This is a genomic window from Mycobacterium sp. smrl_JER01 (genome assembly GCF_048513595.2).
Classification (GTDB): Bacteria; Actinomycetota; Actinomycetes; order Mycobacteriales; family Mycobacteriaceae; genus Mycobacterium.
In genome coordinates this window covers 103,128-126,892 of sequence record NZ_JBLXXK020000003.1, presented here as the reverse complement: position 1 = coordinate 126,892, position 23,765 = coordinate 103,128, and the positions used below count along the sequence as shown (strand labels likewise).

General features: G+C 64.2%; 21 protein-coding genes. 18 read left to right on the top strand and 3 right to left on the bottom strand.

Annotation, left to right across the window (positions count from 1 at the left end):
• Positions 1-62: 62 nt before the first annotated feature.
• The 13 genes from ACNUDN_RS30025 to ACNUDN_RS29965 all read left to right on the top strand — a co-directional run bounded on the left by ACNUDN_RS30025 (position 63) and on the right by ACNUDN_RS29965 (position 12,912).
• Positions 63-2,168 (top strand): hypothetical protein, encoded by a 2,106-nt coding sequence (locus tag ACNUDN_RS30025; protein WP_419125471.1) that lies wholly within the window; start codon positions 63-65, stop codon positions 2,166-2,168.
• 4 nt (positions 2,169-2,172) lie between these two features.
• Complete coding sequence (locus tag ACNUDN_RS30020) at positions 2,173-2,526, top strand: hypothetical protein (protein ID WP_419125470.1); 354 nt, start codon at positions 2,173-2,175, stop codon at positions 2,524-2,526.
• 92 nt (positions 2,527-2,618) lie between these two features.
• Positions 2,619-2,993 (top strand): hypothetical protein, encoded by a 375-nt coding sequence (locus tag ACNUDN_RS30015; RefSeq protein WP_419125469.1) that lies wholly within the window; start codon positions 2,619-2,621, stop codon positions 2,991-2,993.
• Positions 2,980-3,339 (top strand): hypothetical protein, encoded by a 360-nt coding sequence (locus ACNUDN_RS30010; RefSeq protein ID WP_419125468.1) that lies wholly within the window; start codon positions 2,980-2,982, stop codon positions 3,337-3,339. The genes ACNUDN_RS30015 and ACNUDN_RS30010 overlap by 14 nt, the downstream gene beginning before the upstream one ends.
• A gap of 15 nt (positions 3,340-3,354) precedes the next feature.
• A complete protein-coding gene (locus tag ACNUDN_RS30005) occupies positions 3,355-4,368 on the top strand; it encodes an NlpC/P60 family protein (RefSeq protein ID WP_419125467.1) in 1,014 nt (337 codons plus the stop codon).
• Between the two features lie 12 nt (positions 4,369-4,380).
• Complete coding sequence (locus ACNUDN_RS30000; RefSeq protein WP_419125466.1) at positions 4,381-5,154, top strand: hypothetical protein; 774 nt, start codon at positions 4,381-4,383, stop codon at positions 5,152-5,154.
• 55 nt (positions 5,155-5,209) lie between these two features.
• The gene (locus ACNUDN_RS29995; RefSeq protein ID WP_419125465.1) at positions 5,210-6,244 is read left to right on the top strand and encodes a hypothetical protein; all 1,035 of its coding nucleotides are present in this window, start codon (positions 5,210-5,212) and stop codon (positions 6,242-6,244) included.
• A 91-nt stretch (positions 6,245-6,335) separates the two neighbouring features.
• Positions 6,336-6,647: a hypothetical protein gene (locus ACNUDN_RS29990; protein WP_419125464.1), complete on the top strand. Its 312-nt coding sequence runs from the start codon at positions 6,336-6,338 to the stop codon at positions 6,645-6,647.
• Between the two features lie 43 nt (positions 6,648-6,690).
• Positions 6,691-6,990 (top strand): hypothetical protein, encoded by a 300-nt coding sequence (locus tag ACNUDN_RS29985; protein WP_419125463.1) that lies wholly within the window; start codon positions 6,691-6,693, stop codon positions 6,988-6,990.
• Between the two features lie 226 nt (positions 6,991-7,216).
• Entirely contained in the window at positions 7,217-7,666 is a 450-nt protein-coding gene (locus ACNUDN_RS29980) for a helicase associated domain-containing protein (protein ID WP_419125462.1), read from the top strand.
• Between the two features lie 3 nt (positions 7,667-7,669).
• A complete protein-coding gene (locus ACNUDN_RS29975; RefSeq protein WP_419125461.1) occupies positions 7,670-9,394 on the top strand; it encodes a P-loop NTPase family protein in 1,725 nt (574 codons plus the stop codon).
• A gap of 125 nt (positions 9,395-9,519) precedes the next feature.
• Entirely contained in the window at positions 9,520-11,913 is a 2,394-nt protein-coding gene (locus ACNUDN_RS29970) for a hypothetical protein (protein WP_419125460.1), read from the top strand.
• A gap of 39 nt (positions 11,914-11,952) precedes the next feature.
• Positions 11,953-12,912 (top strand): hypothetical protein, encoded by a 960-nt coding sequence (locus tag ACNUDN_RS29965; protein ID WP_419125459.1) that lies wholly within the window; start codon positions 11,953-11,955, stop codon positions 12,910-12,912.
• A 540-nt stretch (positions 12,913-13,452) separates the two neighbouring features.
• Here the strand turns inward: ACNUDN_RS29965 and ACNUDN_RS29960 are convergent.
• A complete protein-coding gene (locus ACNUDN_RS29960) occupies positions 13,453-14,166 on the bottom strand; it encodes a hypothetical protein (RefSeq protein ID WP_419125458.1) in 714 nt (237 codons plus the stop codon).
• 12 nt (positions 14,167-14,178) lie between these two features.
• A complete protein-coding gene (eccB, locus tag ACNUDN_RS29955) occupies positions 14,179-15,849 on the bottom strand; it encodes a type VII secretion protein EccB (RefSeq protein ID WP_419125457.1) in 1,671 nt (556 codons plus the stop codon).
• A gap of 123 nt (positions 15,850-15,972) precedes the next feature.
• Here eccB and ACNUDN_RS29950 point away from each other — a divergent pair, with 123 nt between their 5' ends.
• Positions 15,973-17,160, top strand: coding sequence for a PPE domain-containing protein (locus ACNUDN_RS29950; protein WP_419125456.1), 1,188 nt, complete (start codon positions 15,973-15,975; stop codon positions 17,158-17,160).
• Between the two features lie 9 nt (positions 17,161-17,169).
• Here the strand turns inward: ACNUDN_RS29950 and ACNUDN_RS29945 are convergent, their stop codons facing one another.
• A complete protein-coding gene (locus tag ACNUDN_RS29945; protein WP_419125455.1) occupies positions 17,170-17,448 on the bottom strand; it encodes a hypothetical protein in 279 nt (92 codons plus the stop codon).
• A 75-nt stretch (positions 17,449-17,523) separates the two neighbouring features.
• On the opposite strand from ACNUDN_RS29945, the gene ACNUDN_RS29940 reads away from it, so the two are divergent.
• From ACNUDN_RS29940 to ACNUDN_RS29925, 4 genes are all read left to right on the top strand, one after another.
• Positions 17,524-21,696 carry an FtsK/SpoIIIE domain-containing protein gene (locus tag ACNUDN_RS29940; protein WP_419125454.1) on the top strand — a complete coding sequence of 1,391 codons (4,173 nt, stop codon included), beginning with the start codon at positions 17,524-17,526 and terminating at the stop codon, positions 21,694-21,696.
• A gap of 96 nt (positions 21,697-21,792) precedes the next feature.
• Positions 21,793-22,596: a hypothetical protein gene (locus ACNUDN_RS29935; RefSeq protein ID WP_419125453.1), complete on the top strand. Its 804-nt coding sequence runs from the start codon at positions 21,793-21,795 to the stop codon at positions 22,594-22,596.
• A gap of 31 nt (positions 22,597-22,627) precedes the next feature.
• Positions 22,628-23,002 (top strand): hypothetical protein, encoded by a 375-nt coding sequence (locus ACNUDN_RS29930; RefSeq protein ID WP_419125452.1) that lies wholly within the window; start codon positions 22,628-22,630, stop codon positions 23,000-23,002.
• A gap of 97 nt (positions 23,003-23,099) precedes the next feature.
• Positions 23,100-23,762 (top strand): hypothetical protein, encoded by a 663-nt coding sequence (locus tag ACNUDN_RS29925; RefSeq protein ID WP_419125451.1) that lies wholly within the window; start codon positions 23,100-23,102, stop codon positions 23,760-23,762.
• Positions 23,763-23,765 lie beyond the last annotated feature (3 nt).

Below are 23,765 nucleotides of genomic sequence, written 5' to 3'. Positions count from 1 at the left end.
GTTTTTGGCTAGTGTTGAAACTGAGCAATGTCGGTTCTGGCGTGCGGATGGAGGTGCTGGGCGTGACCAGTGTGGAGCCGGATGAGCGCCTAGAGGCCGATCGTCAGGGACTTGAAACCGTCGAACGCGGTGATACTGCCGCTCAGTTCGACCCGTCGCGGCCTGCCGCCCAGCAGCTTCAAGAGTGGGGGTGGGACCCCAATAGCTTGAGCCCAGCGCAGTTGGAGGTGATGGCACGGCGCTACGCGCACGCCGACGACCCCCTCCTCCCGCATGTCGACGTATTCGGTCGAGCCGTCAGCCCCGATCAGCTGGGGGTCGACGATCTGGCCAACGCGTGGCTGCATGCGAACCCCGATATCAACGGACAGACTCGCTTCCTGCCGCTCATCGGTGATGACGACACCCGGGAACGGATCCTGTCCAAGGACGCTGAACTGCAGCGGGTCAACGAGGCGACCAACGCTGTTCGTCCGAGTGAAATCGGTTATCGTTCAGCGCATCTGGGTGGTTCAGCCGAGGATGTATCGGACCTGGTCGCCGCCGCGGACCGGCTGAAATCCGCAGTCGACCGGGTGCTCGCCATTCATGGCCGTGTCCGCGAGCTCTACAGCGCAGACCACGTGTCGGAATGTCTGGCCGAGATTGGGAAAGCACGTATCCCGAAGCTGGACGAGTACGTGGCAGCGCTGTCTGCCGACGCGGCCGCCGCGCGCCAAGCAGTCGTTGACACCGGCTCCGGGGCCCGAGCTGCGTTCCGCGGATTCCGCGATGTGGTCGACGGATACCGGGAGGACATCGCGCGGTTCGCGGCTCGCTCTAGCCATGCCCATCTGGCGGGGCCGGAGAATGCGGTCTGGCCCCAGTTTGGTCAGCGGTTCATCGGCGCCGGCGACGTCGGGCTTGATGAGGGTGACCCCAAGACCAGCGTGGCTGCTGGTGCCGCCCAAGCGGTGGCTGCCGGCGAGGCCATGGGCGCGTTGTTCACTGCGGTGGTGGCCGACAGCACCGCAGTTGAGGTGCCGTTGCCTGGGGCCACAGGCACTGTTGGTGGTGGTCCCAGTTCGCAGGGCAGCGCCAGAGGTGGCGGTGGCGGCGGATCGTTCGGCGGCGCCATCGCTGGCACGGAACCGGGATCATCGTGGCCTACGGTCCAGGAAGCTTTGTCGCCGATCGCCGGGGCGGGGATGGCGCCGATGCCCGCCATGCCGCAGATGCCTCAGGTGCCCAGCGGCCCGACGGTTCCTCCGCTGTTTGCTGATGGGGGGCCGCAGACTGGGTTGTCCGCGGGGTCCCCCGCGGAGCGCCCTGTGCAGGACTCGCTGGAGCCGGGCAGGGACCAGCCCGACCGCCGAATCTCTGGCGAAGCACGGGCCGCCGATGCGGCCTTGGCCTCACCGGCGGTGCTGCGCCCTGGCGACCGAGTGCGGCCCAGTCAGTTGGGTGCAGATATGAAGCCGCTGGACAAAGACGGTGATGGGCGGATGGATGCAGACGCGATAGCGCCGACGCGCAACAACATGGACCTTGACCAGGATGGCACCCCGGATCGGGTGGCCTCCGCCGTCATGATCGGTGGCGCTCCCCACGCGGTGTCGATCGACGATCCGAGGCTGCTGGAGATGATGAACACGTTGGGCGCGGCCACCCCCGACGCTCCGGTGGATGTTCTGGATGCGGCGGCGCGTGCGGAGATGCCGCTGTCAGGCTACGGGCAGTTCCTTGATGACCCCATGACGGCCAAGACCGGCGATGTGCTGACCGGCGGCAAAGGGACCGGCATGTATTTGGAGGGCGGTCAGGTCCTCATGCAGGACGGATCGGTGAAGCCGCTGGTCGATGTTTTCGAGTTCCGCCCGCCGCATTCGGGGTTCTTCCGCCTGGACCTGCCGGAGTTGCCTGAAGGTGATGCCCCAGGCGGACCCGGAGCAGGAGCGGGGTCTTCGCTGGACACAGCTGCCGCAGGATCCGCGGGTGGCGGCGACGATGCGCCGGGGCCGGCGCCGATTGACGCACCTCAGCCGGCTCCGGACGTGAGGCCGGCGGAGCCGGATGAGGTGGGCGCGGCCGAGCAAGTCGTCGATGAACGCCGTGGGGCCGCCGGCCCGCCAGAGCGTGACCTTCCGTTTCCCGTGATTGAGACCGAGACCCTGCCGAGGAGCTGGTGACTCTATGACAACCGGTGAACCTGCACCGACCTCAGTGGGCCACGGCCAGCTGCTGGCCTACCTGGATGTGCTGAATGCTCGGCTCAGCGCGGTGAATCATCCCCAGCAGAGGATCGCTGAGCTCCACGGCGAAGCTGTCGACGAATCTTCCAGTGTCGCTGTGCCTTTCCGGGGTACTGCCGGAGCTCTTGGTGGGGCTTACGACAAGATGCTGGCCGCGGCCCGCGACTACGTGCAGCAGACCGAGCAGATCAGGGACAGTTTGCAGGGCTTCCTGAAAAGCGCGGGCCTTATTGACGACGAACACGGCGCGAAAGTGGGTGAGCACGACGTTAACGAGCAGATCTGGACCATCTGAGGCGGCCATAACGTCTGTGCGGTGTGTCGCCCACGAGTGCTCGGTTCTCTGTGAGGATCGAGCCGATGCGTAGGTCGACGATTGTTCCGTGCGTGGCAGTTGCCGGGTACCTGCTGTTGGTGTGCCTGGCGGTTTTCGTCGTGGCGCCGGCCAGCGTGGCAGTTGCTGACTTCGTGGCCAGCGCCGGACTGGCGCTGCCGCGCCCGTCCGGGTGGAATCTCGCGGTTTTCGACAATGGCGGTTCCCCGGCGCTGCATATCACCGTGACAGGACTGGTGGCGATCTTCGGGTACGGAGCGCTCGTCGCTGGCTGCGCCTTCTACGTCGGCGAGCACCGGGACATCAAGGTGTCCCTCGACGACGGCCAGGCCAGCGGACGGCGGGCGGAGCCTGCGCCGCGTCCCACGTCCCGGGCTGAGGCGTTCACCCCCACAACGGAAGGCGATGGTTTTCGTGACAACGAGTGATCAGCAGATCCAGATCGACCATGACGAGGTTGCCGAGTGGGCGCGTAAATCGGACTCGGTTCACGACGAGTTCGACGAGGCGTTGAAACTCTTGGATGAGGCAGTCGCCGAGGTGATTGCGGAGACCTCCCGGTACACCGAAAGCGGAGCGCCCGCACCGATATACGTGAACACCGTCGAGCACACCAAAGCTGGTATTGGGCACCTCAAAGAGCAGATCGTCAAGCATCAGAAGAACATGAAGCAGGACACCGAATCTGTGCTTCGGTACTCCGAGAAGGTGCGACAGGGTGCAACCGAGTCGGCTGCTCAGATTTCTGGCACCAAAACGCTTTTCACGATCTAGGCAAAGGGGGCTCTGGTGACGACCGGTAGGGTTCAGATTTCCGAGGAGCTCGACAGTAGGCTGCTGTCTACTGGCGCTGGCTTCGGCAACGCGCATGACGGACTGGCCGGCGCTGGGGCTATGCCCGTCGACGGTATTGACCCGTCGTCGATCGCGGCGACCGATGCCTCCATCCAGCAGACCAAAGATCTCATCGAGCGCGGCAAGAAGACCAGCGAACAGGGCCGCAGCTTCGTCCGCGACGGGGAGGACGAAGCAACGAAATCTGCCAGAGACGTGGAGTCCGTCGACGATGAGGTGGACAAGGACTTCAAGGACGGCAAGCCGGGCACAGCAACGTCTGCCGATGCCGCCCAGCAGGGCCCGGTCAACGCAAACCCATTAGGCGGCATGGCGGGACAGGGCATGCCTCAGATGGGAATGCCGTCCTACAGCCCCGGCGCGCTTCCCACACCGCCGATGGCCAGCCAGTTCGACATGAACAACGCGCCCAACCGCGACGCGCTTCGCAGCGCGGCGCGCGACGGTCTCGCCGACGGTTCGCTGCCGGGGTCGCGTGCAGGCCGCCACGCCATCGACACCGGCGTTGGGGATACCGAAGCCCAGCAGCGGCTGCTGGCGGCGGTCGACGCCGCACTGAACTCACAGCCGCCGATTCCGTACGCATGGGGCGGTGGCCATGGCGGAGCGCCTGGGCCGTCGCAGGGGACATCGGACGGTGGGGGCTGGGCCGACCAGAACGGCGACTACAACAAGATGGGCGTGGATTGCTCGGGCTTCTACCGGTGGATGGCCTACGCGGCCACCGGTGAAGACATCGCCAATGGCACATCACAGTCGTTGTGGTCGTCCGGCATGCCGGTGTCATCGCCACAGGTCGGTGACGCCGCATTCCCGTCTGGGACACGACCCCCCACCCACATACAGGTCTATATCGGCAATGGGATGGTGGCTGAAGCCCAGAAGTCGGGCACTTTCCTACTGACCAATGAAGTCAGCCCCGGTACCGAGTTCCGTCGCTTTTTCTGACGGGATGCAGAGATGTTGGCTCGCCAGCCATCCCTGAGAGCGTTTCTCGGTGCCACCACGGGATGGATACGCCGTATCCCGGGCTCGCTTGCCGGCAGCGTGGTAGCGACCGCGTTGGTGTGTGCGGTGTTGTTCGCGGTCATCGTTGGCCTCACCCTGGCAGTGTTGGCTGCAACGACGGTGTTCGCAGGTCTGTATGGTGCGCCGGCGGCGGCAGTGATGGCCTTTCAGCCGTATGCGCACTCCGGTGTCGCTGTCGATATCACTGAGGCCGCGCAGGCCCGGCGCGACATCCTGTCTGACCCGCAGAACCCACTGCGGTGTGTAGCCAGCGCCGACATGCGATCCACTGCGCTTCCGCTCATGGTCATGCACGAAGGCGGCCAGCCACCGTCGGCGACGGCACCCGCAGTCGTGGATGGCCAGCCGATCCAGATCACAGATAACACCGCGGCCCTGCTGCCCGAGATCGAGGCGGTGATCGCCACAATCCCGAGGGGCGCCGTGTTTTACGAGACGTACGCATTCGTGCTCACTGCCGTCAACGGCGGTGTGGATTCGTGGCAGCGGTTCGTGTCGATCACCACCCAGCTGCGGCTGGGGACACCCGCGGACCAGGGCGCCGCCCTGGGGACCGCATCGGTGTTCTTCGCCCCGGGATCCGATCTGACACCGACTCACGCGTTGGCCGCGGCAGTGATGCTACGGCTGAGTGCCATCCGCGTCGTCAGCGACGAACAGGAAGCGGGACGTCTGCTCGAACAAGCGGTGAATGCCTGTGTGTAAGAGACTCTCCGAGCGTATGCCCCACGGCCGAGGCGGCGCCGGTACGGTCGTGAACGTGTCTGAAGACGGTCTCGCGAACACGCCGATCATGCGTCTGCAACTACCTGCTGACGTGCCATTTCCTGACCGATTCACGATGGAGCACTGGCAGTATCTGCACTGGGCCGAGAAGGTTCCGCAGATCCCCCATCAGCTTGCACCGTTTCCGCCGATGGTCCACGACCCAGAGGATCTCAAAGAGCAGCTGGTGGCCTGGAACATTCTCGACCCGACGACCGGAGACGTCCTCGACGATGCGGCCGCGCTCTTTGCAGATCTGACACGCAACTACAGTCACGCGGTCTTTGGTCAGGTCACTTTCCCTGCCCGGGCGCACGACCGCACCTTTGACTTCCCGGCCGAAGCCAAGGAGTGGGGACTGTCGAGCACTGTGCACATCGTTCCGCGGGTGCCTTTCATGGTCACGGTGTGCGACCAGCAACGCGTGACGTCGGCTGTTTCGACCGCAGATGCGTTGTCGGTCAACACCTTCAACTGTGATCCCGGCGATGTTCCTGATGTGTGTCTTGCCCGCGAGATACTGCACATGGTCGATCCGTCAGGGCAATGGGGTGCGCGGACGATTCCCGCAATACGGATCCCGCGCAGCGCTGCTGACGTGTTCGCCGACGACCCGGTCCTGGGGCGCCAGGACGGCTCTCGCGAGGAGAAGGACTTCACCGCGGCGGTAGCGCGGGTTGCAGAGCGATCTGGCGTGCCCCGGGCGACCGTCGCAGTCTTGGCAGATCTGGTGAAAGCTCCTGTGGTTGCGCAGATGTCCATGGTGGCGGCGCGGACGACGGCGACCGGCCAAGACATCTCAATGGGGTCGGCGGTCGAGGTGTGGATGCTCGGCGACGAGCGAGGTGGGATGGTGGCCAGGGGGCCGTCACGCGATGCAGCGGGGCACCTCATGGTGAACTATCGCCCGGCTACGAGCCGTGATCTAACCGAGCTTGTCGCGGGGTTGTTCGCGGAGACCGCGGCCGACCCTAGCGAGCTGTCAGCGCAGCTCAAGCAGGCCTGGCACAACCCGCTGACCCTCGGCTAGGTGGCCAGAAAAGTCGTCCGCACAGCGGCGTTTAGGTCCGTATCGTTGGAACCAGCTTAGAAAGCATGTACCACTTTCAAGGAGGAATTCAGTGCCGCAGCTCACTCAGCAGGACGCGACTCAGACGCTGCCGGCGGTTTCGCACGCGCACGACCTGCTCGACCAGTATCAGCAGGCCGCCCAGCGGTACTCGGGTCACATTCAGGAGACCATGGCGCTCAAGGGTGAGACCCGGATGGCGTTGATCAACAACGGCGAACAGATCGCCGACGCGGGCCAGCGAGTGCAGGCGAAGGCCGGTGAGCGTGTCGACGGCATCCGCCAGGTCACCGAACACGGCGCGAACACCGCTTCCGAGGGTGCTGGTCACGTCAGTTCGGTAGAGATCCCCGAATTCATCTGACGATCCACCGATCCACGAGACCATTTGGAAGGAAACAGAAAACATGTCTGATGTGACGAGCTGGGACCCCTCGCAGGGAATGGACTTGGTGTCCAACCTGAACGCAGAGGGCGCCACTGTTCTCGATCTCGGCGAGCAGGTCCTGCACAGCATGCATCAACTCACCGGCGACGGCCTGCTTGGCTCCTCCGGTGAGGGAGCCAATCAGCTGGCAGCAGGAATCCAGGGCACAGCGCAGGCCGTCAGGGACACCACGTCCCAGGTGGCTGGGCATGTGTCGAACTACGGCGACAACATGACTCACATGGACGCCCAGTACGGCAGTGCGATCGCCGGCGGGTAACCACGCAAGGCGAACACACGCACGTCAGGCCGCGCCCCAGGAGCAAGTCCGGGGGCGCGGCCTTTCTGCACTCAGAGTCCCGGGTAGAGCTGAGCGGCAAGAGAAGTCGTCTCGTAGAACTCAAAAGGTGTGTCGCACGTAGGAAGGGCGCAACGCTCCTAGACTTCGGGACGACCTGAAGAATCGTGGCGAGCGCAGGGACAGCTCGGAGAGACCAAGGTGATCTATGGCAAGCAAAGCAACTCTGGTCAGCGAAGCCGAGCGAGAGCAGCGTCATGACAGGGCGGAAAGCTCAGCGGAGCTATTGCACAGCGACAGCTACGCCCGGGACATGTCCGGGGCGTCGTCGATCTTTGCCGGTGTTACCGCAAGCGCGCTGGATGCCCAAAGCCGCGATTGGTGCACCGGTTACACCGCGGTCGTCGCCTACGTCTGCCGCCACGGTGGTCCGCCGGCGGCGGCAGCCAGGAACCACGGGTTCGCCGTGGGTCAGTGGCTTGAGTCGCAACACAGTGCGCAGCTATCCGGTATCCAGCGGGCAGCCCTGATGGCGATCCCCGGTATCACACTGTCCCGGTCGCCGAAGTCGTCGATACGGGACCGATCCGTGGAACGCAATGCGGCATGGATTCGTGTTCAGGCTTGGGCCTCGGCTCGCCTGGTCGAGGGCCGATGACTGATGGCGCCGCTGGTGTACGTCAAGAATGCGCGGAAAGCGAAAGCCGCCAACATCATCGCGGTGGGCTTCGCCGCGATCGGGGTGTCCGGACTGCTGACCGGGTCACCTGTGCCCGTGCAACTAGTCTTCTTCGCCGCGGCTGCCGGGGCGCTCATGTGGTGGATCGGATCGCGACTAGAGAGAACGCCCGACCCTGCGACAGCGGCGGCGCAGCCCGGCGCCGAGCCCGTAGCGACCGAGGGCATCGTCTTGCCTGCACAGTTGCGTCACGATCCGACGATCAGCCGGATCATGGCGGTCTGTCAGGGCGCGTTGCGTGACCACATGGTCCTTGATGTCAACGCTGTCCGACGCGAAGGCGGCAACGTCGTCGAGTTCGGCCTCAGATGCGTGACCGCGGGAGGGCTGGCCTCTCCGGGTCTGGCCACCCGGGCGCAGAACGCGATCCGCAAAGCGGTGCCGGTGCCCTCCGGCGCCGCCTTGTGGAAAATGAGCCTCGACAGTGGCGCGGACCGGTTGCTGTTCTCCGGTGTCGAGCAGATACCCCGCATGGTGTACCCGCCGAAGTGGCACGTGGTGAACAGCCGCGAGGAGGCCGGCATCGTCGGCCGCGACCTATCGTGGCGGCTTGGCGAATCCGCGGACGGCCCCATGGAGCTCGCGCTCAACAAGTTCCCACACGGCGTGGTGTTCAGCCCAACCGGCGGAGGCAAGTCGATCCTGGTGAAAGCGAACATCGAGCGCTTCCTCGCCGCAGGAGGTATCGGCTTGCTCGGGGATGGGAAGGGCACCGACTACCCGACCTACCGCAACCGCCCGAATGTGGTCGCAGTTGGCGCGCGCGGCGGAAACGGCATGGCCTACTTCGGATCGATCGAGCTTGCCCATCGCATCATGAACCAACGTCTCGACCTGGGTCCAAGTAGAAAGATGGCGAACCCTGAGACGTGGGAGGATGTCCCGAGAGTGTTGCTGGTGCTCGACGAGCTCAAGTCGATGCTCGGCATCTGGGACAACTCCGATCTCGATGCCGACGAAAAACGTTTCATCCAAAGCCGTGTCGACCAGATCGGAGCGTTGGGCCGTCAACCACGAGTCCACCTGTTGATGGCGACCCAAGACCTGTACGACAAGTCGATCCGTGGTTCTTGGCTGAACAACGCACAGCTGAGGGTGTGCCTGGCCAAGCCGGCCGAACGTGAGGTCAAGAAGGCATTCGAGCCATCCATCCAGCCCGAGGTGCTGCGGGTCGCCGCAGGCTTCGACGACTCAATTCGAGGCCGGGGAATGGTCGCGGCATACGACAGCGACTCCGGTGCCACCGCGATCAAAGAGTTCCAGGGCTACTACGGATACGCCCCCGGTGAAGAATTCCCCAAAGACCCACATGGGCAGGCTAACTGGAACGAGTTCAAGTCTGCAGTGTCCGACCGCATAACGCGGCTTCATCCACGTATGTGGTTCCGGCTCGACCAGCCGTCCAACCGGCAACAAGAACTCGAAGAGGCTGACGGAAACGAACTGGGATTCATCGACTTCGAACTGTTCACACCCTCGGAGATCGGCAAACTCGACGTGGTGAACCTGGACATGCGCGACGAGCAGACAGGCCAATGGGTACCGGATCCGGCAATGGTGCGCTACGACCCGCATCCACTCAACAGCGAGTACGTGGGCCACGCCCCGGCCGGTGCCGCCGCCGCTCGACTGCCCCAGGAGATGTGAGTCATGACGATCGCAACGACGCCTCCACACGCAGTACTCAGCATTGACCGCCAGATGTCGGCGGCGACGGAAAGGGCCGGTGACCTATGACTTCCCCCACGACGACCTCGCCAGACCCCGGTGTCGTGTCCTCCAGCACCGGCATCCAAGTGGCCACTGAACCGATGTTCGCAGGACGCGATCTATCAGATGTGTCCGGGCCCAACGGCATCTCCGGACCCGATGTGTCCGACTTCGCGTTTGTGGCCGGCTCGACGGCCGCCGGCGGATGGGCCGCCATCCCCCGCGAAGCCAGCGGCGGAACGGGCAAGCTCACAGATCTGAAAGAGCGTGCCGCCCAAAGCATGCAAGACCGCCACCAGCAAGCTGTAACCGACCGCGTTGACGCGCGGGAATGGGCGCAGGCCCAAAAAGACGGCACGTTCGACACGAAGGTGAAGCAGGAGACCGCTAACGCGGTGAAACCTGTTGCCGAGCAGGCCCGCAAAGACGCCGTAGCCGACCATCTGCGCGCGGCGGGCAACAAGGCCTCGGACCCGGCGGTACAACAGGATGCGGCGCGCGCCGGGAAGAAGGCGGCGAGAAAAGCTGCCGCCGATGCCGAGAGCGCGCTGAGCCGCAAGATCGGCGGTCGCGCTGCACAGTTGGCAGCGAAGAAGGGCGCGGTGCTGGCTGCCAAGCAGGCGGGTCTACGGGCGGCGGCGCTGGCCGTCGGTGCCGCGATTCCCGGGCCGGGGTGGCTCGTCGCCGGGGGATTCCTGGTCGGCTCGTTGATCATCGATCAGCAGATGCGGAACATGATCACCGGCATCTTTGCCTCGGGGCTGGACGCCAACCAGCCACCGGCGCCGCCGACGACGACGTGGCTACCCGCCACCGATGACAACCGGCAGAACGATATCGGTCCCGCTGATGCCAAACTCGCTGCGCTCAACGAGCACATCTCCGGTATCGAGCCCGGGAGCCGCCGATTGTGGCACCTGCAGGATTCCGAAGTGCCCGCTCTGACGAACCTCAGCGGTGCAGTGTCCAAGCTCAATGCGGCGACTGCGCGAGCCGCAGAGGTGTCGTCGAACTACACTGCGCTGCTCAATAATGCGCCTGAGCAGTGGGGCGAGAAGCTGAAGACGGCGCGCAGTGATGCGGCCCAGGTGATCGCGGATTTCGGGCCGAAGGCCGGGGCGCCGATGGCGACTGCATTGTCTGCCGCTGCGGCAGCTGGAAATGAGGCGTATCAGCGGGTCCGTGAAGGTAACGCGATGGCCCGACAACAGCTGGCCAACTCCCATGGCCGGTTCCTCGGCTTCCTCGGCGGCGGCTACGGCGCGGAGAACCTGTCGGCCAACATCCCTGCGATCGAGGAGGCCGCACGAGGCGTTGCTGAGGCAGATCAACGCATCTCGGACGCTGTGCGCGACTGGAGTACCGCTGCGGTGCGCGCAGAGCCCGGTCCAATCGGTGCCTCGCTGCCCGTTCCCGAGAGCAAAGCACCCGAGCCCGACAAGGACTCCGAGGAGAAGGACACCGCGCTGCTTGAGCCGACATCGCCGATCGCCACGTCACCGTCAGCCGACACTGCGCCTCCCGGGCCCGACCTCACGCCCCCGCAGGGCATCAACAATCCTCTGGCCGGGCCAGGCGGGGCTCCGATGGGGATGGGACCGCTGGGCGGGGCCGGCAACCCATTCGGCGGTGCCGGCCCCTCCGCGGGCCCCAAGCCGCTCAGCGACATCATGTCCAATCTTCCCGAGCCCCCCACCAAGCCCGACGACGCCGGCGAAATCAGCGACGACGTGCTGCCCGACGATGAGCAGAAGACCACGGACAACGATGGCCCGCAGGAACCGAAGCCCGACGAAGGTCCCCGGCCGAAAGCTCAGCCAGAACCGGTGGTGAAGGTTGACGAGCCCGGTCCGGAGATTGCCGAGATCGGCGCCACGACTGAGCCGTCGGCGGTGGTCAACGTCGAAGGTGTCGGCCCTGTTGACTTCAAGGACCCCAAGATCGCTGAGGTCGTTCAGCGGATGCAGAACGCCGAGGACGGAGCACCCGTATCGGTGCGAGCAGCAGCACAGGACTTGGGGATCCCTATCGGCGAGCCCGGTGCAGATATCGGCTCGGTGGTCGCACCCGACGACCTGCAGCCCGGCCACGTCGTGTCCAGCGCCGATGGCAAGGACTACATCTACGTCGGCGAAGACCAAGTGCTCGGCGAGGACAAAAAGATCTACCCACTGTCCAAGGTGGCCGTCTTCGATAGCAGCACCGACGGGCTGTTCAGCCTCGACACAGGGTTCGTCGACGATCAGGGGACACCACAGGGGGTTGACGACGGTGGCATTCAGTTGGCCGCTGTCGAGGTGCCCGGCGCCCCGACCCCGGCCGCAGCATCCCCACAAGATCCGCCCGTGATCGTGCCGCCCGACGCGGGCCTATCCGGGCAGCCGCCTGTTGACCCCCCGGCGCCGGGGTCTGTCCCCGGGATGGCGCCGATCGACCCGACGAACATCCTTCCGTAGGAGGCTGGGGTGTCCAGTGACAAGTGCCAAGTCAGCGGGGTGCTGACCGACGCGCTGCACAAGGTCGGCAACGAGTTCCGCGGGGCCGCTGAAGCCATGCCCGATGAAGTCCCTGCCGAAGGGATCGATCCAAGCACCAGTGAGGCGGTGAAGCAGTCGCACGAGAGAACGCGGCGCGAGCTTGATCGCGGCGCACAAGCCTCCGACACGGGCGAGGAGTTCACCGAGGACGTCGAGGAACGCGCGCGGGAATCGGCTGCCGACATCGAAGGGGTCGACGCCAAGACCGAGTTGTCCTCAGGGAATGTCAGCGGCGGTCCTATGCTGGGCCAGCAGCCCCCAGTGCCGGTGGCCCCGGCAGCAGCGCAGCAGCCGATGTGGACGGCCATGCCGCAGCAGATGGCGATGCCTGCTGCAGCGATGGGCGCCGCTGGCGGCGGTATGGGTGGTGGCTCGGGTGGTGGCGGGTTCTCCTTGCCTAGCTTCGCAAGTGCCGGCCCCGCCGGAGCAGGCCGTCAAAGCGGTTCGGGGATAAGGGAGTCAGCGCTCACCAAGGTTGGTGGTCCCGCGGTGTTCGGTCCGCTCGATGCGCAGCAGATGAAGAACGCGAAGGAGATCGTCAACACAGGCCTGAGGATGGGTGCCAGTCGTGACGACATCCAGATCGCCTTGATGACCGCCATGACCGAATCGAACATTCGACGATTGGCCAACGATTCAGTGCCGGAGTCGATGCTGATCGAAAACGATGGTGTCGGCCACGACCACGACTCCACAGGCCCGTTTCAGCAGCGGCAATCCTGGGGTGCGACAGCGGATTTGATGGACCCGTCTACCAGTGCCGAGAAGTTCTTCAACGAGCTGTTCAAGATTTCGGGTCGCGATCAGATGGATATGGGTGCAGCTGCACAGGCAGTGCAACGATCGGCCTATCCGGATGCGTACTCCAAGCACGAGCAGTTCGCCGATCAGCTCCTCGACGCGATCTTCATGGTGTGAGCCGGTGGTAACTCAGTGGAGGTCCACGGCCGCTGTCGGTGACGGTTTCGACCCGATCGACCGCCACCCCAGCCGACGCCGCGGTGGCGGGGCAGATTTCGACCGCGGGACCAGCTGGCCACCATGACTCTCTCGCAGGGGCGGGTATGGGCGTTCTATGTCGCCGGCGCGCTGATACTCAGCGGCGGAGTCGCAGCTGGGGTTGTGACGAGCCGCAGCGGTGAAACAGCGACGCCCGATCCCGGCCCGCCGCCCCCACCATCGATCACGGTGAGCGCTCCTGGCATTCCGAGCGCGGTGTATCCGCACCAGAGCAGCGTGACAGCTTCGCCCGGGCCGTCGTGCAGTTCTGTGACGGCCGTCGACGCCGAGAACGTCTCACGCCAATTTGTGCTTGCTGTCGGAGAGGCCTACGCGGCGACATCGCAATCGCGGCGGTGTCAGCCGGCCACCGTTGTGGCGTACTCCGAAGTCAAAGAGCGGGACTACACGATGGACTGTGCGCCGGCGGCCGAGATGGTCAGGTGCACGGGAGGCCGGTCAGCGGTGATCATCTTCCGGCCGGGCACGTAAACCGGTCGCGCAGGTGGCATGGATGCCGTGCTCCTGTGCACGGGCGTGCCCCAGTCGGCGGCCGCAGACAAAACACATCCCTGTACCGCGCCCCCATCTAGCGAGATCGTCGCTGGTCGCCACATTGGCGTGCAGGTAGACGCGGTACATGCTGACCTTGAGGTACTGCCAGCTGTGCTCGGTGGCGGGATCTCGGAACGTGGCGTAGAGATCGCCCTCAGGGGCCTGCACAATCCGAATAAGTTGGCCCTCGTAGAGGTAGAAGCCGGCATCGACGTTCGCGCCGCGGTCGCGCAGCGCTCGGCCGGCTCGCGCTATCTCACGCTGAACGGCGTACAGACCATCGGTGCCGTTGCCGCCTCGGGCGATATCGATCCCAGTGGCCAGCATGTGGATGGACTGCTCGATCTGATCGGGGGTGGCCATCGGCGGCAACGACGGGATAGTGGAGACGTCAGCACCGGTTTGCGCAAGCAGGCGCATCGCTGAAACCCACTGGGCGCGCAGGCGCGGCAGTTCGCGTCGAGCGTCAACCAGGGAAGTCAGGTAGGCGATTTGGCGGTCGGCCTTGCCTGAGGGCCAGGTGGCAAGAACTTCCGGTGGTGTGCAGTCGGTGGCCAGGCGGCGTTGAAGCGTGTTGATCGCTTCAATTTGCTGCGGTGTGGCGGTCGATGCGTTCACGATTCGGTAAGGCTATCCGCCGGGAGCGGGTTCCTCCGCGGGCGGTGCTGGGGGAGGCGGCGGCGCAGTCACCGTGGCGGTGGCCGTCTGCCGTACGGTGGCGGTGGCCGTGACGGTCGGCAGCGGAGGAGGCGGCAAGTCGATCTCTTGCCCGCCGGGGACCTGGGTCGGGGTCGCGGCCGCCGCGTTGGTGGCGGACTCGGGCTGGACGGATTCCCTCAATGCCGCCGATGAGGATAGGTCGGGTCCGGTCAGCAGCAGGCTGGCGACCGACTCAGGGATCAGATTGGGCATTCCGGTCAGTCCGAGCGCGCTGGCGGCCGGGATGTAGTTGCCGTCGGGCTCGGGGATGATGGCGTAGAAGATTCCGGAGTCGCTGATGTAGCCGATCTGCTCGCGGGCTTCGGTGTAGGGAGCGTCGGCGGTGAGTCGGACGAACCAACCTTTGCCAGGAGCGGAGATGTACTTGCTGGCGAGTTCCGCTTCTGCAGGGCGCAGCAAACTGACGGTGGCAGCGCGGGCCTCGTCAGTGACGGGGATGGACGGTGCGGTGAGAATGTCCAGTGTGGCGGTGTTGGCGCCCGCCGGCCGGTTCCACGAGTAGCACAGCGTGTCCGGGGTGATGATCGAGGGAACAGCTGGTGGATAGTGGTCCAACGGGATCTCGGCCGAGCGAGTCATGTGCGCGACCGCCGCGGAGTCTTCGATGTTCTTCTGCGCGCCGCCGGCTGCTATGAGCATCCTGGCTACTGGCAGGGGGACATCCTGCACGCCGGTGTCTTGGACCGCTGCGTAACGGTCTGATCCGTCAATATCCTTGTAGGCCAGCACATCTGCGTTGACGAATCCGGGTACCGCTGCCGATGGACGCCCGGCGTCGGCGACGTCGGGAAGCTTCAGCGCGGGTACGGGGGGAATTGCGTTGAGCAGTCCAGCCGATACGACCATGGGATCGGTGACCGATGTTGTCGGGATGCCCAGCGCCGAATGCATGGTGTAATCGGTCGCACCGATTTGGGCGCGGGTGTTCCGGAAGAGTAGCCACGGCTGGGGATCCTCCGGTGCGCGGACGATGACGGCCTTGTCCGGTCCCAGGGATGTTCCGCCTTCGCGAGGCTCGTTGCCGGCGATCACGGTGGTCTGCAGTGACCCGGCCTTGGTCAAAGAGAGATTTGCGCGGCTGTCGTGCCAATCGCAGACCTGCCAGGCTGATTCAGTCTCTGTGTGATGCAGTAGGGAATTGGGTGCGCCCGGGATTCCCATCGGCATACCTTTGGGGTACTTGCCGAGTACCTCGTCTTTGACGATCTTGGGACGGTCGGATGATTTGGCGATGAGGTAGCCAGAGGCCGCGTTCGGTACCGCGTGGAGCCGGTCGACCTTATCTTGGCCGGTGTAGAGGACAAACAGCCCGCCCTCCTGGCCCATCAAGAACTTTCCGATTCCTGTGTCCGGCTGAGGTTTCAGCCACGCCAGCAGCAAGGCGATGATCGTGATCACCGCGACGGCGGCGACTGACAACATGACCGAGGTCTTGACCATCGCGAAGGGACTGGTGAGCGCCACTTCGTCTCGACGGAACGCAGCTAGTCGCGTCATGCGCGCTATGTAGTTGCGCGCGTTGGCTTGTCCGGCTGTTGTGACCTTGCGGTGTGTGTCTTGGTCGATCCGTGGTGATGTCACAAGGGGCAGGATATGGTCGATTGATGCCGCGTCGGCCGCCACGCCGTAGCTTTCCCGTTATTCTTTGTGTAGCTGGGAACAGATAGCCGACTTCTCGGCATGCGACTAAAAGGGGACGCCGGTATGCCTGTGGAGCCGTGGGGTGCTTACCCGCCGGAGATGAATGCCGCTCGCTACAACGGGACCGGTCCTGGCCCGTGGCTGGGTGCATCAGCGGCGTGGGGAGCGATGGCGGTCAATGCGGCCACTGCCCTGGGGACGTTCTTCGCGCAGAAAGCGGATTTAGCTGCGCAGGTGTTCGGGGTTTCCTCGGCAGCCCAGCTCACGGCTGCCGGCGGGTACGGGGCGTGGATGGCCGGGATGCATGGTTTGGCCGATGCGCATGCCGTGGCACTCGACGGCGCTGCTGCGGCCTACAGCATGGGCAAGTCCACGATGGTTCCCGAGCAGGCTGTGCTGGCCAACCGCGCGGCCTACGCAGCGGCGGTGGGATCGTCGATACTCGGGCCAGCTGATCCGACAGCGGTCGCCCTTGAGGTGCAGTACGTGCAGATGCACGCCCAGAACGCGGCCACGATGATGGGGTACGACACCGCAGCGACGACCGCGACGGTGTTCAAGCCCTCTCCGCCGCCGCCGCCGCTGGTTACTGCGATGCCGGGGCAGACTTCGCTGGAGAGCGCTGTTCAGACAGCGCAGGAGCTATCCGGTGCGGGCAATCCTGGCGACCTGATGACCAAGATGTTGCCCCAGGCGATGCAGATGATTCCGCAGGCTGCGCAACTGCCTGCACAGTTTGCTCAGATGATGTCCTCGCAGCTGGGGCAGATGTTCCAACCCGTCCAGCAAGTCATGGGCCAGCTGATGGCTCCGTTCTCGGGAGCGCTGGGCAACGGGCTGGGTACGGGCAGCACGGGGATGGGGTCGGGTCTGGGGCAGGCGGCACGCGGAGCGGCGCCGGTGCGCGGCGGCCTGCCTCTCGGCGGCGGAAGCGGCGCTATGGGAGGCCTGGGCTCCCGGCTGGCGACCGGGGGATCCGGCGGGATCACCGGCGAGCTCATGAAGCCCACTTCTACAGCTGTGCGTAGCGGCCCTGCATTCTCCGGGGTCCCGATGGAGAAAGCGGTCGCCACCACGTTGTCCTCTGGCGCCGGCGGTATGGGTGGCGGAGCTATTCCGCCCCGCCGCAGCCAGGACAAGAGCCATGGCGGCACCGAATACAAAGGTGGAGACCACATCTACCGCTCGAAGTCTCGTGAGGAACAGGAGCGGGCTGCATCGAACGCCGAAGAGGACGCCCTGTTCGACTGACCCCGGGGTTTAGCTGCCTGGGATCAAGGAGAAGTCCGTGGGTGGATGCGTAGACACCCCAAGGCCAACCCCAGGGTTCTCCGTGGGGCGATCAGTTTTGGGATACGCACCCTTGGGAGGCTCCGGCAGCGTCCGATTGGCGGCCGCTTCGCCCTGCCGGCTGGGCTGATACGTCGCATCCTTGACGGCTTCGCCGTCAACGATCTGCGGCGCGCACCCGGACAGCACCGCCATCGCCACGCCGGCGACGGCTAGGCGCGTCCAGGAGCGGGTGCGGGCTGAATGCATGGGTGCCATGCTAGCCCGAACTTGCTCTCGGCGTGTCAAACCCAGGGGTCAGATCCAGCCATACAGTCGGTTGCTGTGAGCACTGTCGAATACAACCCGCGCGAGGCCAAACCGTTGCGTCCGCCCAGCAGCGACATTGTGATTGCCTCTCCGATCAAGCGGGAAGAGAAAGGCAAAGTCAGCCCCCTGAAGATCGTGCTCGGTCTCGCCATCGGCGTGCTGATGGTGTTTTTCCTGATCCTGATGTTTGTCGTCATGGGGCGCCAGCCCAATCCGATGATGCTCATGGGCTACACGATGATGTTCGTGATGATGGTCGGCGGCGTCGGCGCTGCCCTGATGCAAGGTTTGGGCGGCGGCGATGGCGAACTGGACCGCAAACGCCAGAACATCGACCTACAGCTCGCCGAGTCCGCGATCGACGTTCACGAAACCGCCAGCGTTCAACAGGCCGCCGCGCTGCATTTCCACCCCAACCCGGGCAATGTTCGTCGACTGATCGAGCAGCGCGCTGCGACGTTCTGGTCAGGCGATGTCACAGCCGAGGCCGAGCAGGCAGTCCTGCGTATCGGTGTGGGTACGGCGCGGTTGTCCGTGGATCTCAATCCTGCCGAAGGTGGCCTGGACGAATCTCAAGAGCACCTCTACGAGGAATACAGCGCAGTTGCGGTTAGCCGGTTCCGCTCCCTGATGTCGGTCGTGCCCGAGGTCCCGCTGGCCCGCGAGATGAGTGCGCCCGCCTACGGGTTTCGCGGTCCGGACCAAGAGCGGATCAACGGTCTCGTCCGCAGCATTCTGGTCTCGGCAAGCTTCAAGTACTCGCCCAACAAGATCCTCATCGGAGTGATCTCCCGCGATACCAAGGAGTGGGGATGGGCAAAGTGGTTGCCCCACAGTAGGGATCGGCTGCGCGAGCCTGGTCCGGCCGGCTACCGGCAGTTGGCATGGCGCAGCTATGACGAGTTCCTCGCTGACATGGCCGGCCAGTTCGATGCGCTGCACTCCGCCGGGACACGAATGTATGTCGTCGTCGACGACCCGGATGTCACCCTGCGATTCCCGGCAGGATACGTCGAGGGAATACCAGGAGTTACCCTGCTGGCGGCCAGCGTCCACTCCGATGCGGAGGTCACCGACCGCAAACACCGGATGCGGGTCGAAGGTCACAGGCTGCTCCTGCATCAATCCGGGGCCGCCCGAGCCGATTACGTGACACGCTTTGATGCCGAACTGACCGCCCGGGCCATGGCTCCGATCCGGCCGCGCGGCTTTGGCTACAGCGCGGACCAGCGGACTGACGTCGCGCCCAAGGCCGCTGCCGTGGATGTCGCGTCACTGCCGGCAATCATGGACTACCTCAACATCGGCAACGTCGATGATTTCGACCTGAAAAGCAGAGTGTGGGATCCCAACGAGTACACCGAGACATTGGAATCAATGTTCGGTTATGTCCTCGACGAAAACGACACGCCCACAGGGGAACTAGCCAAGCTGGACCTCTTCGAGGTCGCGGCCGGCGGCACAGGTCCGCACGGCATGATGTCCGGCGGTACCGGCACCGGCAAGTCCTTCATGATGACCGCGATCCTATTGGGCTTGATTCTGGCGAACTCTCCTTCCAAGCTGCGCGTCATCATGGCCGACTTCAAAGGCGGTGCGACATGGAAGAAGTTTCGTGGGCGCATCGGACACGAAGTGGCGACCGTTACCAACCTGGAGAACGCGCTCGACCTTCTTGAGCGCATGAAAGACATCCTGACCGGCGAGCTGAACTATCGTCAGAGGCTCTTCGATAAGTATCCCGACGTCGACAAGATCGGAGACTACCGAGCGCTGCAGAAAGTCCATCCCGAGATGGAAAATCTGCCGTTCCTGCTGTTCATTGCCGACGAAGTGCATGAGTTCCTTGGGGCTCACCCGGAGTACAAGGCCGTGTTCGAACAACTCGGCCGGGTCGGACGCTCGCTGGGCCTGCTGGTCCTTCTGGCCTCGCAGTACCTCGATGAGGGGACCGTTGGCGACTTCGTGAAACACGCTATGTACGGCATCAGCCTGAAGGTCACGAAGCCCTCGGAGTCCAAGACGGTCCTCAAAGGCAACGAAGGGGCGATCCGGCTTCCCGCGGCGATGGTCGCGCTGTACGCCAAGACGGTGAACAAGCAGGATCTGATCTACCAGCGGGTGATGGCCTGGAACTGGGAGAAGCCGTATATGCGGCCGATCTCGGATACCGATCAGCCGACGCCGCCAGGTGAAGCCACTCCGCGCGCACTCGGCGCCGAGGTGCACACCGAAGATGTCACCGAGTTCGGCATGTACCACCGGCCCGACGTCCCTGAGGTCGAGGGTGAGGAGGTCGAGCAGGCCCAGGTCCAGCGCCGCACCGAAGAGACCGGGTTGACCGTCGCCGAAGCCGGTATCCGCCTCGTGCAACGCTGCAGTCGGGCGTACAGGTCACGGGAACTGTGGACAGAGCCGCTACGTCACCCGCTGTCGCTGCACCACATCGAATCAGGTTGGACGCCCGAACCGGGGAAGCTGCAGCTGCGGATCGGCGACGTCGACGTGCCGCTCGAACACAGGCGTGAACCGATGGTTGTGGACTTCTCTGGGTCTCAGTCCAACGCGTTGATAGCCGGCGGGAACAGGACTGGAAAGACAAACACGCTGCGCGCCATGATCGCAGCCTCAGCCCGCTTCTACCCGGCGAACTACGTGTCGTGGTACATCTACGACTACGCCGACACCGACATGGCATGCATGTCGACCTGGCCGAACGTGGGCGGGTACGCGACGCGCACTGACGAGGATATGTTCTCCCGGCTCTGGGGAGAGATTCACCGGATCATCGAGCTGCGGACCAGAGTCATCGGGGACAACCGCATTCGCACATTCGAGCAGTACCTGGCCAAGAAGGGTGAACTAGGAGTCGAAGGCGACCCCTACGGGCACATCTTCTTCGCGGTGGATGGGCTGGACCGGATCCTTGACGACGCTGGCATGGAGTACATCGAACCGCGCGACGAGTGGGTGCAACTGCTGGCGAATGCGCCGAGGGCAGGCGTGCACGTCGTGTACACGACCCGGACGATCACCGAGCGCATGCCGAAACTCGTTGCCCAGACCAACATTCGGGTGTTCCACAACATGGAGGACCCCCAGGTCACCGATCCGGCGCTACGCGCCGGGATCAAGGCGATTCCGATCACAATGCCTGGCGGGTCGATCAACGCCGATCGGGTTGACTCCAATAACCGACCGCAGATCCTGCGGTCTCGCGTGCTCGTCCCCATCTCCGAGCGCATACAGCCCGACGGCGAGGCGAACGGGATGCCGTCGTTCAAGATCTGCGACTACAGTGCGAGGATCGAGGAAGTCGGCGTGCAGGCACGTATAGCTGCTGCGACCCAGGCGCCGGCGATTCACCAAGTCCCCAACATCTTCGCCTACTCGACATTGATCGAGGCCTACAAGCACATCGATTACTCCAAGGTGCGGCGGGGAGCGCGGGTTCTACCCATGGGCGTCGATCGCGCAACCAGCCAACCTCTGGCGCTGGAGCTTGCTCAGGCGTCGCACATGTTCGTCGCCGGCACTGGACATGCCGGTGTGACCACCACACTGCGAACCGCCATCAACTCTGTCACGGCGATGTACACCTCCGACGAAGCCACCGTGGTGATCATCGACGGCCGAATGGGTCTGGTGGACATGGTGAGCCCTCTAGAGAATCGCGGCTACATGCAGCCTGGCCGCTTCGCCTCGAACACCGACGACGCCGCTGATCTCATCGGCAGGATCGACCAACTCATGGCGAGTCGGCGGCCGACAGGCAAAGAGAACACCGAGCAGATACGCAACCGCGAATACGTCAAAGGCAAAGAGGTGTTCGTGGTGATCGACGGGTTCGACACCTTGCGTTCGCTGCAAGCGGGAAACTCCGCACCAGGTTCCCTGGAATGGCTCGGGCCCCGAATTCCGATCATGGATGTCGGCGTGCACTTCTTCGTCGGCACCGACGGCGCCGGCCTGTCTCGGTGGGTCGGCATGAACAAATTCACCGCGGCGCTGTCCGCACGGTCGAACGTGCGCAACGTCTTCCTCAACGGCAACACCAAGGAAGGCAAGATCTTTGCCCATGAGGGTGTGAAGTTCCGGAGGATGCCGGCAGGGCGGGCGATCTGGCACAGGCCCGGCGGATCCGACGATCAGATCATCCAGATCGCAAACTCAGAAGCTGTCCAATAGCCCGGAAACTCAGTACGCGTGGCGCACACACGAATCCGCTAACGCTGAAATCATCGGCAGTGTAGGCGATCGAACCGATCAGATGAGGATTGACCAGTGAACACCCGTGAACACCTTGGCGGCGCCTACGCCCCGCCACGGACGCACAAGATGATTCGCCGCACCAGGATTCTCATCGGGGCCCTCTGCATCGTGTTGGCCGCCGCGGTGACGGCAGCGGTGTTGCTTCTCAGGGACCCGCCGCCTCCGGACCGCAGCGGGGACGGTGCTACGGCGCTGCAACGCTTGATGTCTGCACCCGTGATCACCGCCGCCGGCACTGTGCGCACCAAAGACGGTGTGCAGCACCCGTTCACCGTAGATATCAACACCGACACTGGAGACGCGCTGGGGACCTGGGCTTCGGCAGCAGGAACCGATGTGACTTACACGGTGTCGCGGCGGGCGTTGTTCGTGCGGGTCAATCCAGGGGCGTGGACTTCGCTGGGCCTTGCCAGCAGTTTTCAAGGGTGGGCGCTCACCCCCGAGCGGCTGCTCGGTGAGACCCCGGTCGTCTTCGAGCCAGCGGCCATGGTGGCCGACGTCGCCGCTGGCCCGTCGAGTCACGTCGGTAACGAGTACACCTACCCAGGTGGAACGATCATTCGACTGCGTGACGGCGAGGTCGAATCGGTGACGTTCAAAGGAACCGACTACACCCTGTCCGTTGACGATAGCGACACTGCCGTGAAGAAGATCGCCGACATCGCGCGTGAGGCGGCTGCAGCCCGCGTGGCGACCGTGAACGATACGCAATCAGGTTTCACCGTCACGGTTCCCGCTGAGGCTGTCGAACAGCCTCAAGGCCCACCGTCTGACGAGGAGCCTGCGCCGTCGACGGCTGCCGAGCCAGCGCCGTAGGCCGCGCCAAACTGTTGGAGGTGGGGAAGATATGAGTAGTACAACCAAGAACCTGGACGACCTTCTGGCCCTCCTCGAACAGATGAAGGCTGACGAACTCGCGGCAAGCTACGCGCACCACATGGCGTTCGGGCAGTTTGCAGACGCACCTGATCCCGATGACGCAGAGTGCATCGCCACTGTGCTGGAAGGAAAGCTGTTCTCGTTGTCCCTAGCGGATAGCTACGCCAGGGAGACAGACACCGAGTTTGTGAGTTTCACCGTGAATGCAGTCATCATGAACGCTTTTCGTGTGTGGCGCCAGGACTACGACCGGCTAATCGTAGACGCTTCGCATCGGTTGTCCGTAGACCCCATGGCGCGTCAGCAGATTAGGCAAGAGTTGGAAGAGAACTCACGCAGCTAGGCCGCGTCCCAGGATCGGGTGCGTGTCGCAACATGGATATTTTGGCCGGCAATAGTGTCTGAGCCAGAACGACCCCTAGAACAGGAGGCAGAGCGTTATGGCAACAGACGGTTATGTTGACGTCGTATCGACCGTCGACAACAAGGCAGGGGATGGCCGCATCAGTGTGGAAGCCCCACCGCTGACCAAGAGCACGCCCGAGGCCTTTGTGTTCAAGCGGTATCCGGTCGCGGTGCTCAAGCCGATCTACATCCCGGCCACCGACGACTCCACCTCCTGCATCAACGAAAACACCAGCAAGCGGCTGATTTCCTGGATCTCGGGAATTTCGGTGGAAGTAAAGGCGCGTCAGCCCTACGACGTATGGTCTACCGGCATCATGCGGCACAACTTCAACGGCGAAACCTATGACAGCCTGATGGTCTTCGCCGCGTACGAGAACATCACTTACAGTGATCTCGTCGACATGGCGGCTGTATTCAAGCGGTACGAGCCGGATAATCTGATTCTCGATGATGGGCGCTACCCGCCGCTGGACGCCTTCGTGCCGACCCCCAATTTGGTGTCCGAGGTCTTCGGCTATGCCCTGAAAATCAAAGCCGCCAAGGAGAAAAACCCTGACCTGAAGTCGTGGCGGTACGACAACGACACGGCGCCACGGGCCCGGCACGCGGCGCCCGACCCGGAGGCCAGGTCCGCCTCGGTAACCAAGAAGGTCGCCGCGCAGCCAAGCGAAGACATCGAGTCGTTCTTCGCCTAACGC

What these genes read in the sequence shown, in the direction of transcription:
- ACNUDN_RS29980 (WP_419125462.1), top strand. Translation starts at nt 7,217, where the DNA reads ATGGCAAGCAAAGCAACTCTGGTCAGCGAAGCCGAGCGAGAGCAGCGT.
- ACNUDN_RS29975 (WP_419125461.1), top strand. Translation starts at nt 7,670, where the DNA reads ATGGCGCCGCTGGTGTACGTCAAGAATGCGCGGAAAGCGAAAGCCGCC.
- ACNUDN_RS29930 (WP_419125452.1), top strand. Translation starts at nt 22,628, where the DNA reads ATGAGTAGTACAACCAAGAACCTGGACGACCTTCTGGCCCTCCTCGAA.
- ACNUDN_RS30000 (WP_419125466.1), top strand. Translation starts at nt 4,381, where the DNA reads ATGTTGGCTCGCCAGCCATCCCTGAGAGCGTTTCTCGGTGCCACCACG.
- ACNUDN_RS29925 (WP_419125451.1), top strand. Translation starts at nt 23,100, where the DNA reads ATGGCAACAGACGGTTATGTTGACGTCGTATCGACCGTCGACAACAAG.
- ACNUDN_RS29945 (WP_419125455.1), bottom strand. Translation starts at nt 17,448, where the DNA reads ATGCATTCAGCCCGCACCCGCTCCTGGACGCGCCTAGCCGTCGCCGGC.
- ACNUDN_RS29985 (WP_419125463.1), top strand. Translation starts at nt 6,691, where the DNA reads ATGTCTGATGTGACGAGCTGGGACCCCTCGCAGGGAATGGACTTGGTG.
- ACNUDN_RS30020 (WP_419125470.1), top strand. Translation starts at nt 2,173, where the DNA reads ATGACAACCGGTGAACCTGCACCGACCTCAGTGGGCCACGGCCAGCTG.
- ACNUDN_RS29950 (WP_419125456.1), top strand. Translation starts at nt 15,973, where the DNA reads ATGCCTGTGGAGCCGTGGGGTGCTTACCCGCCGGAGATGAATGCCGCT.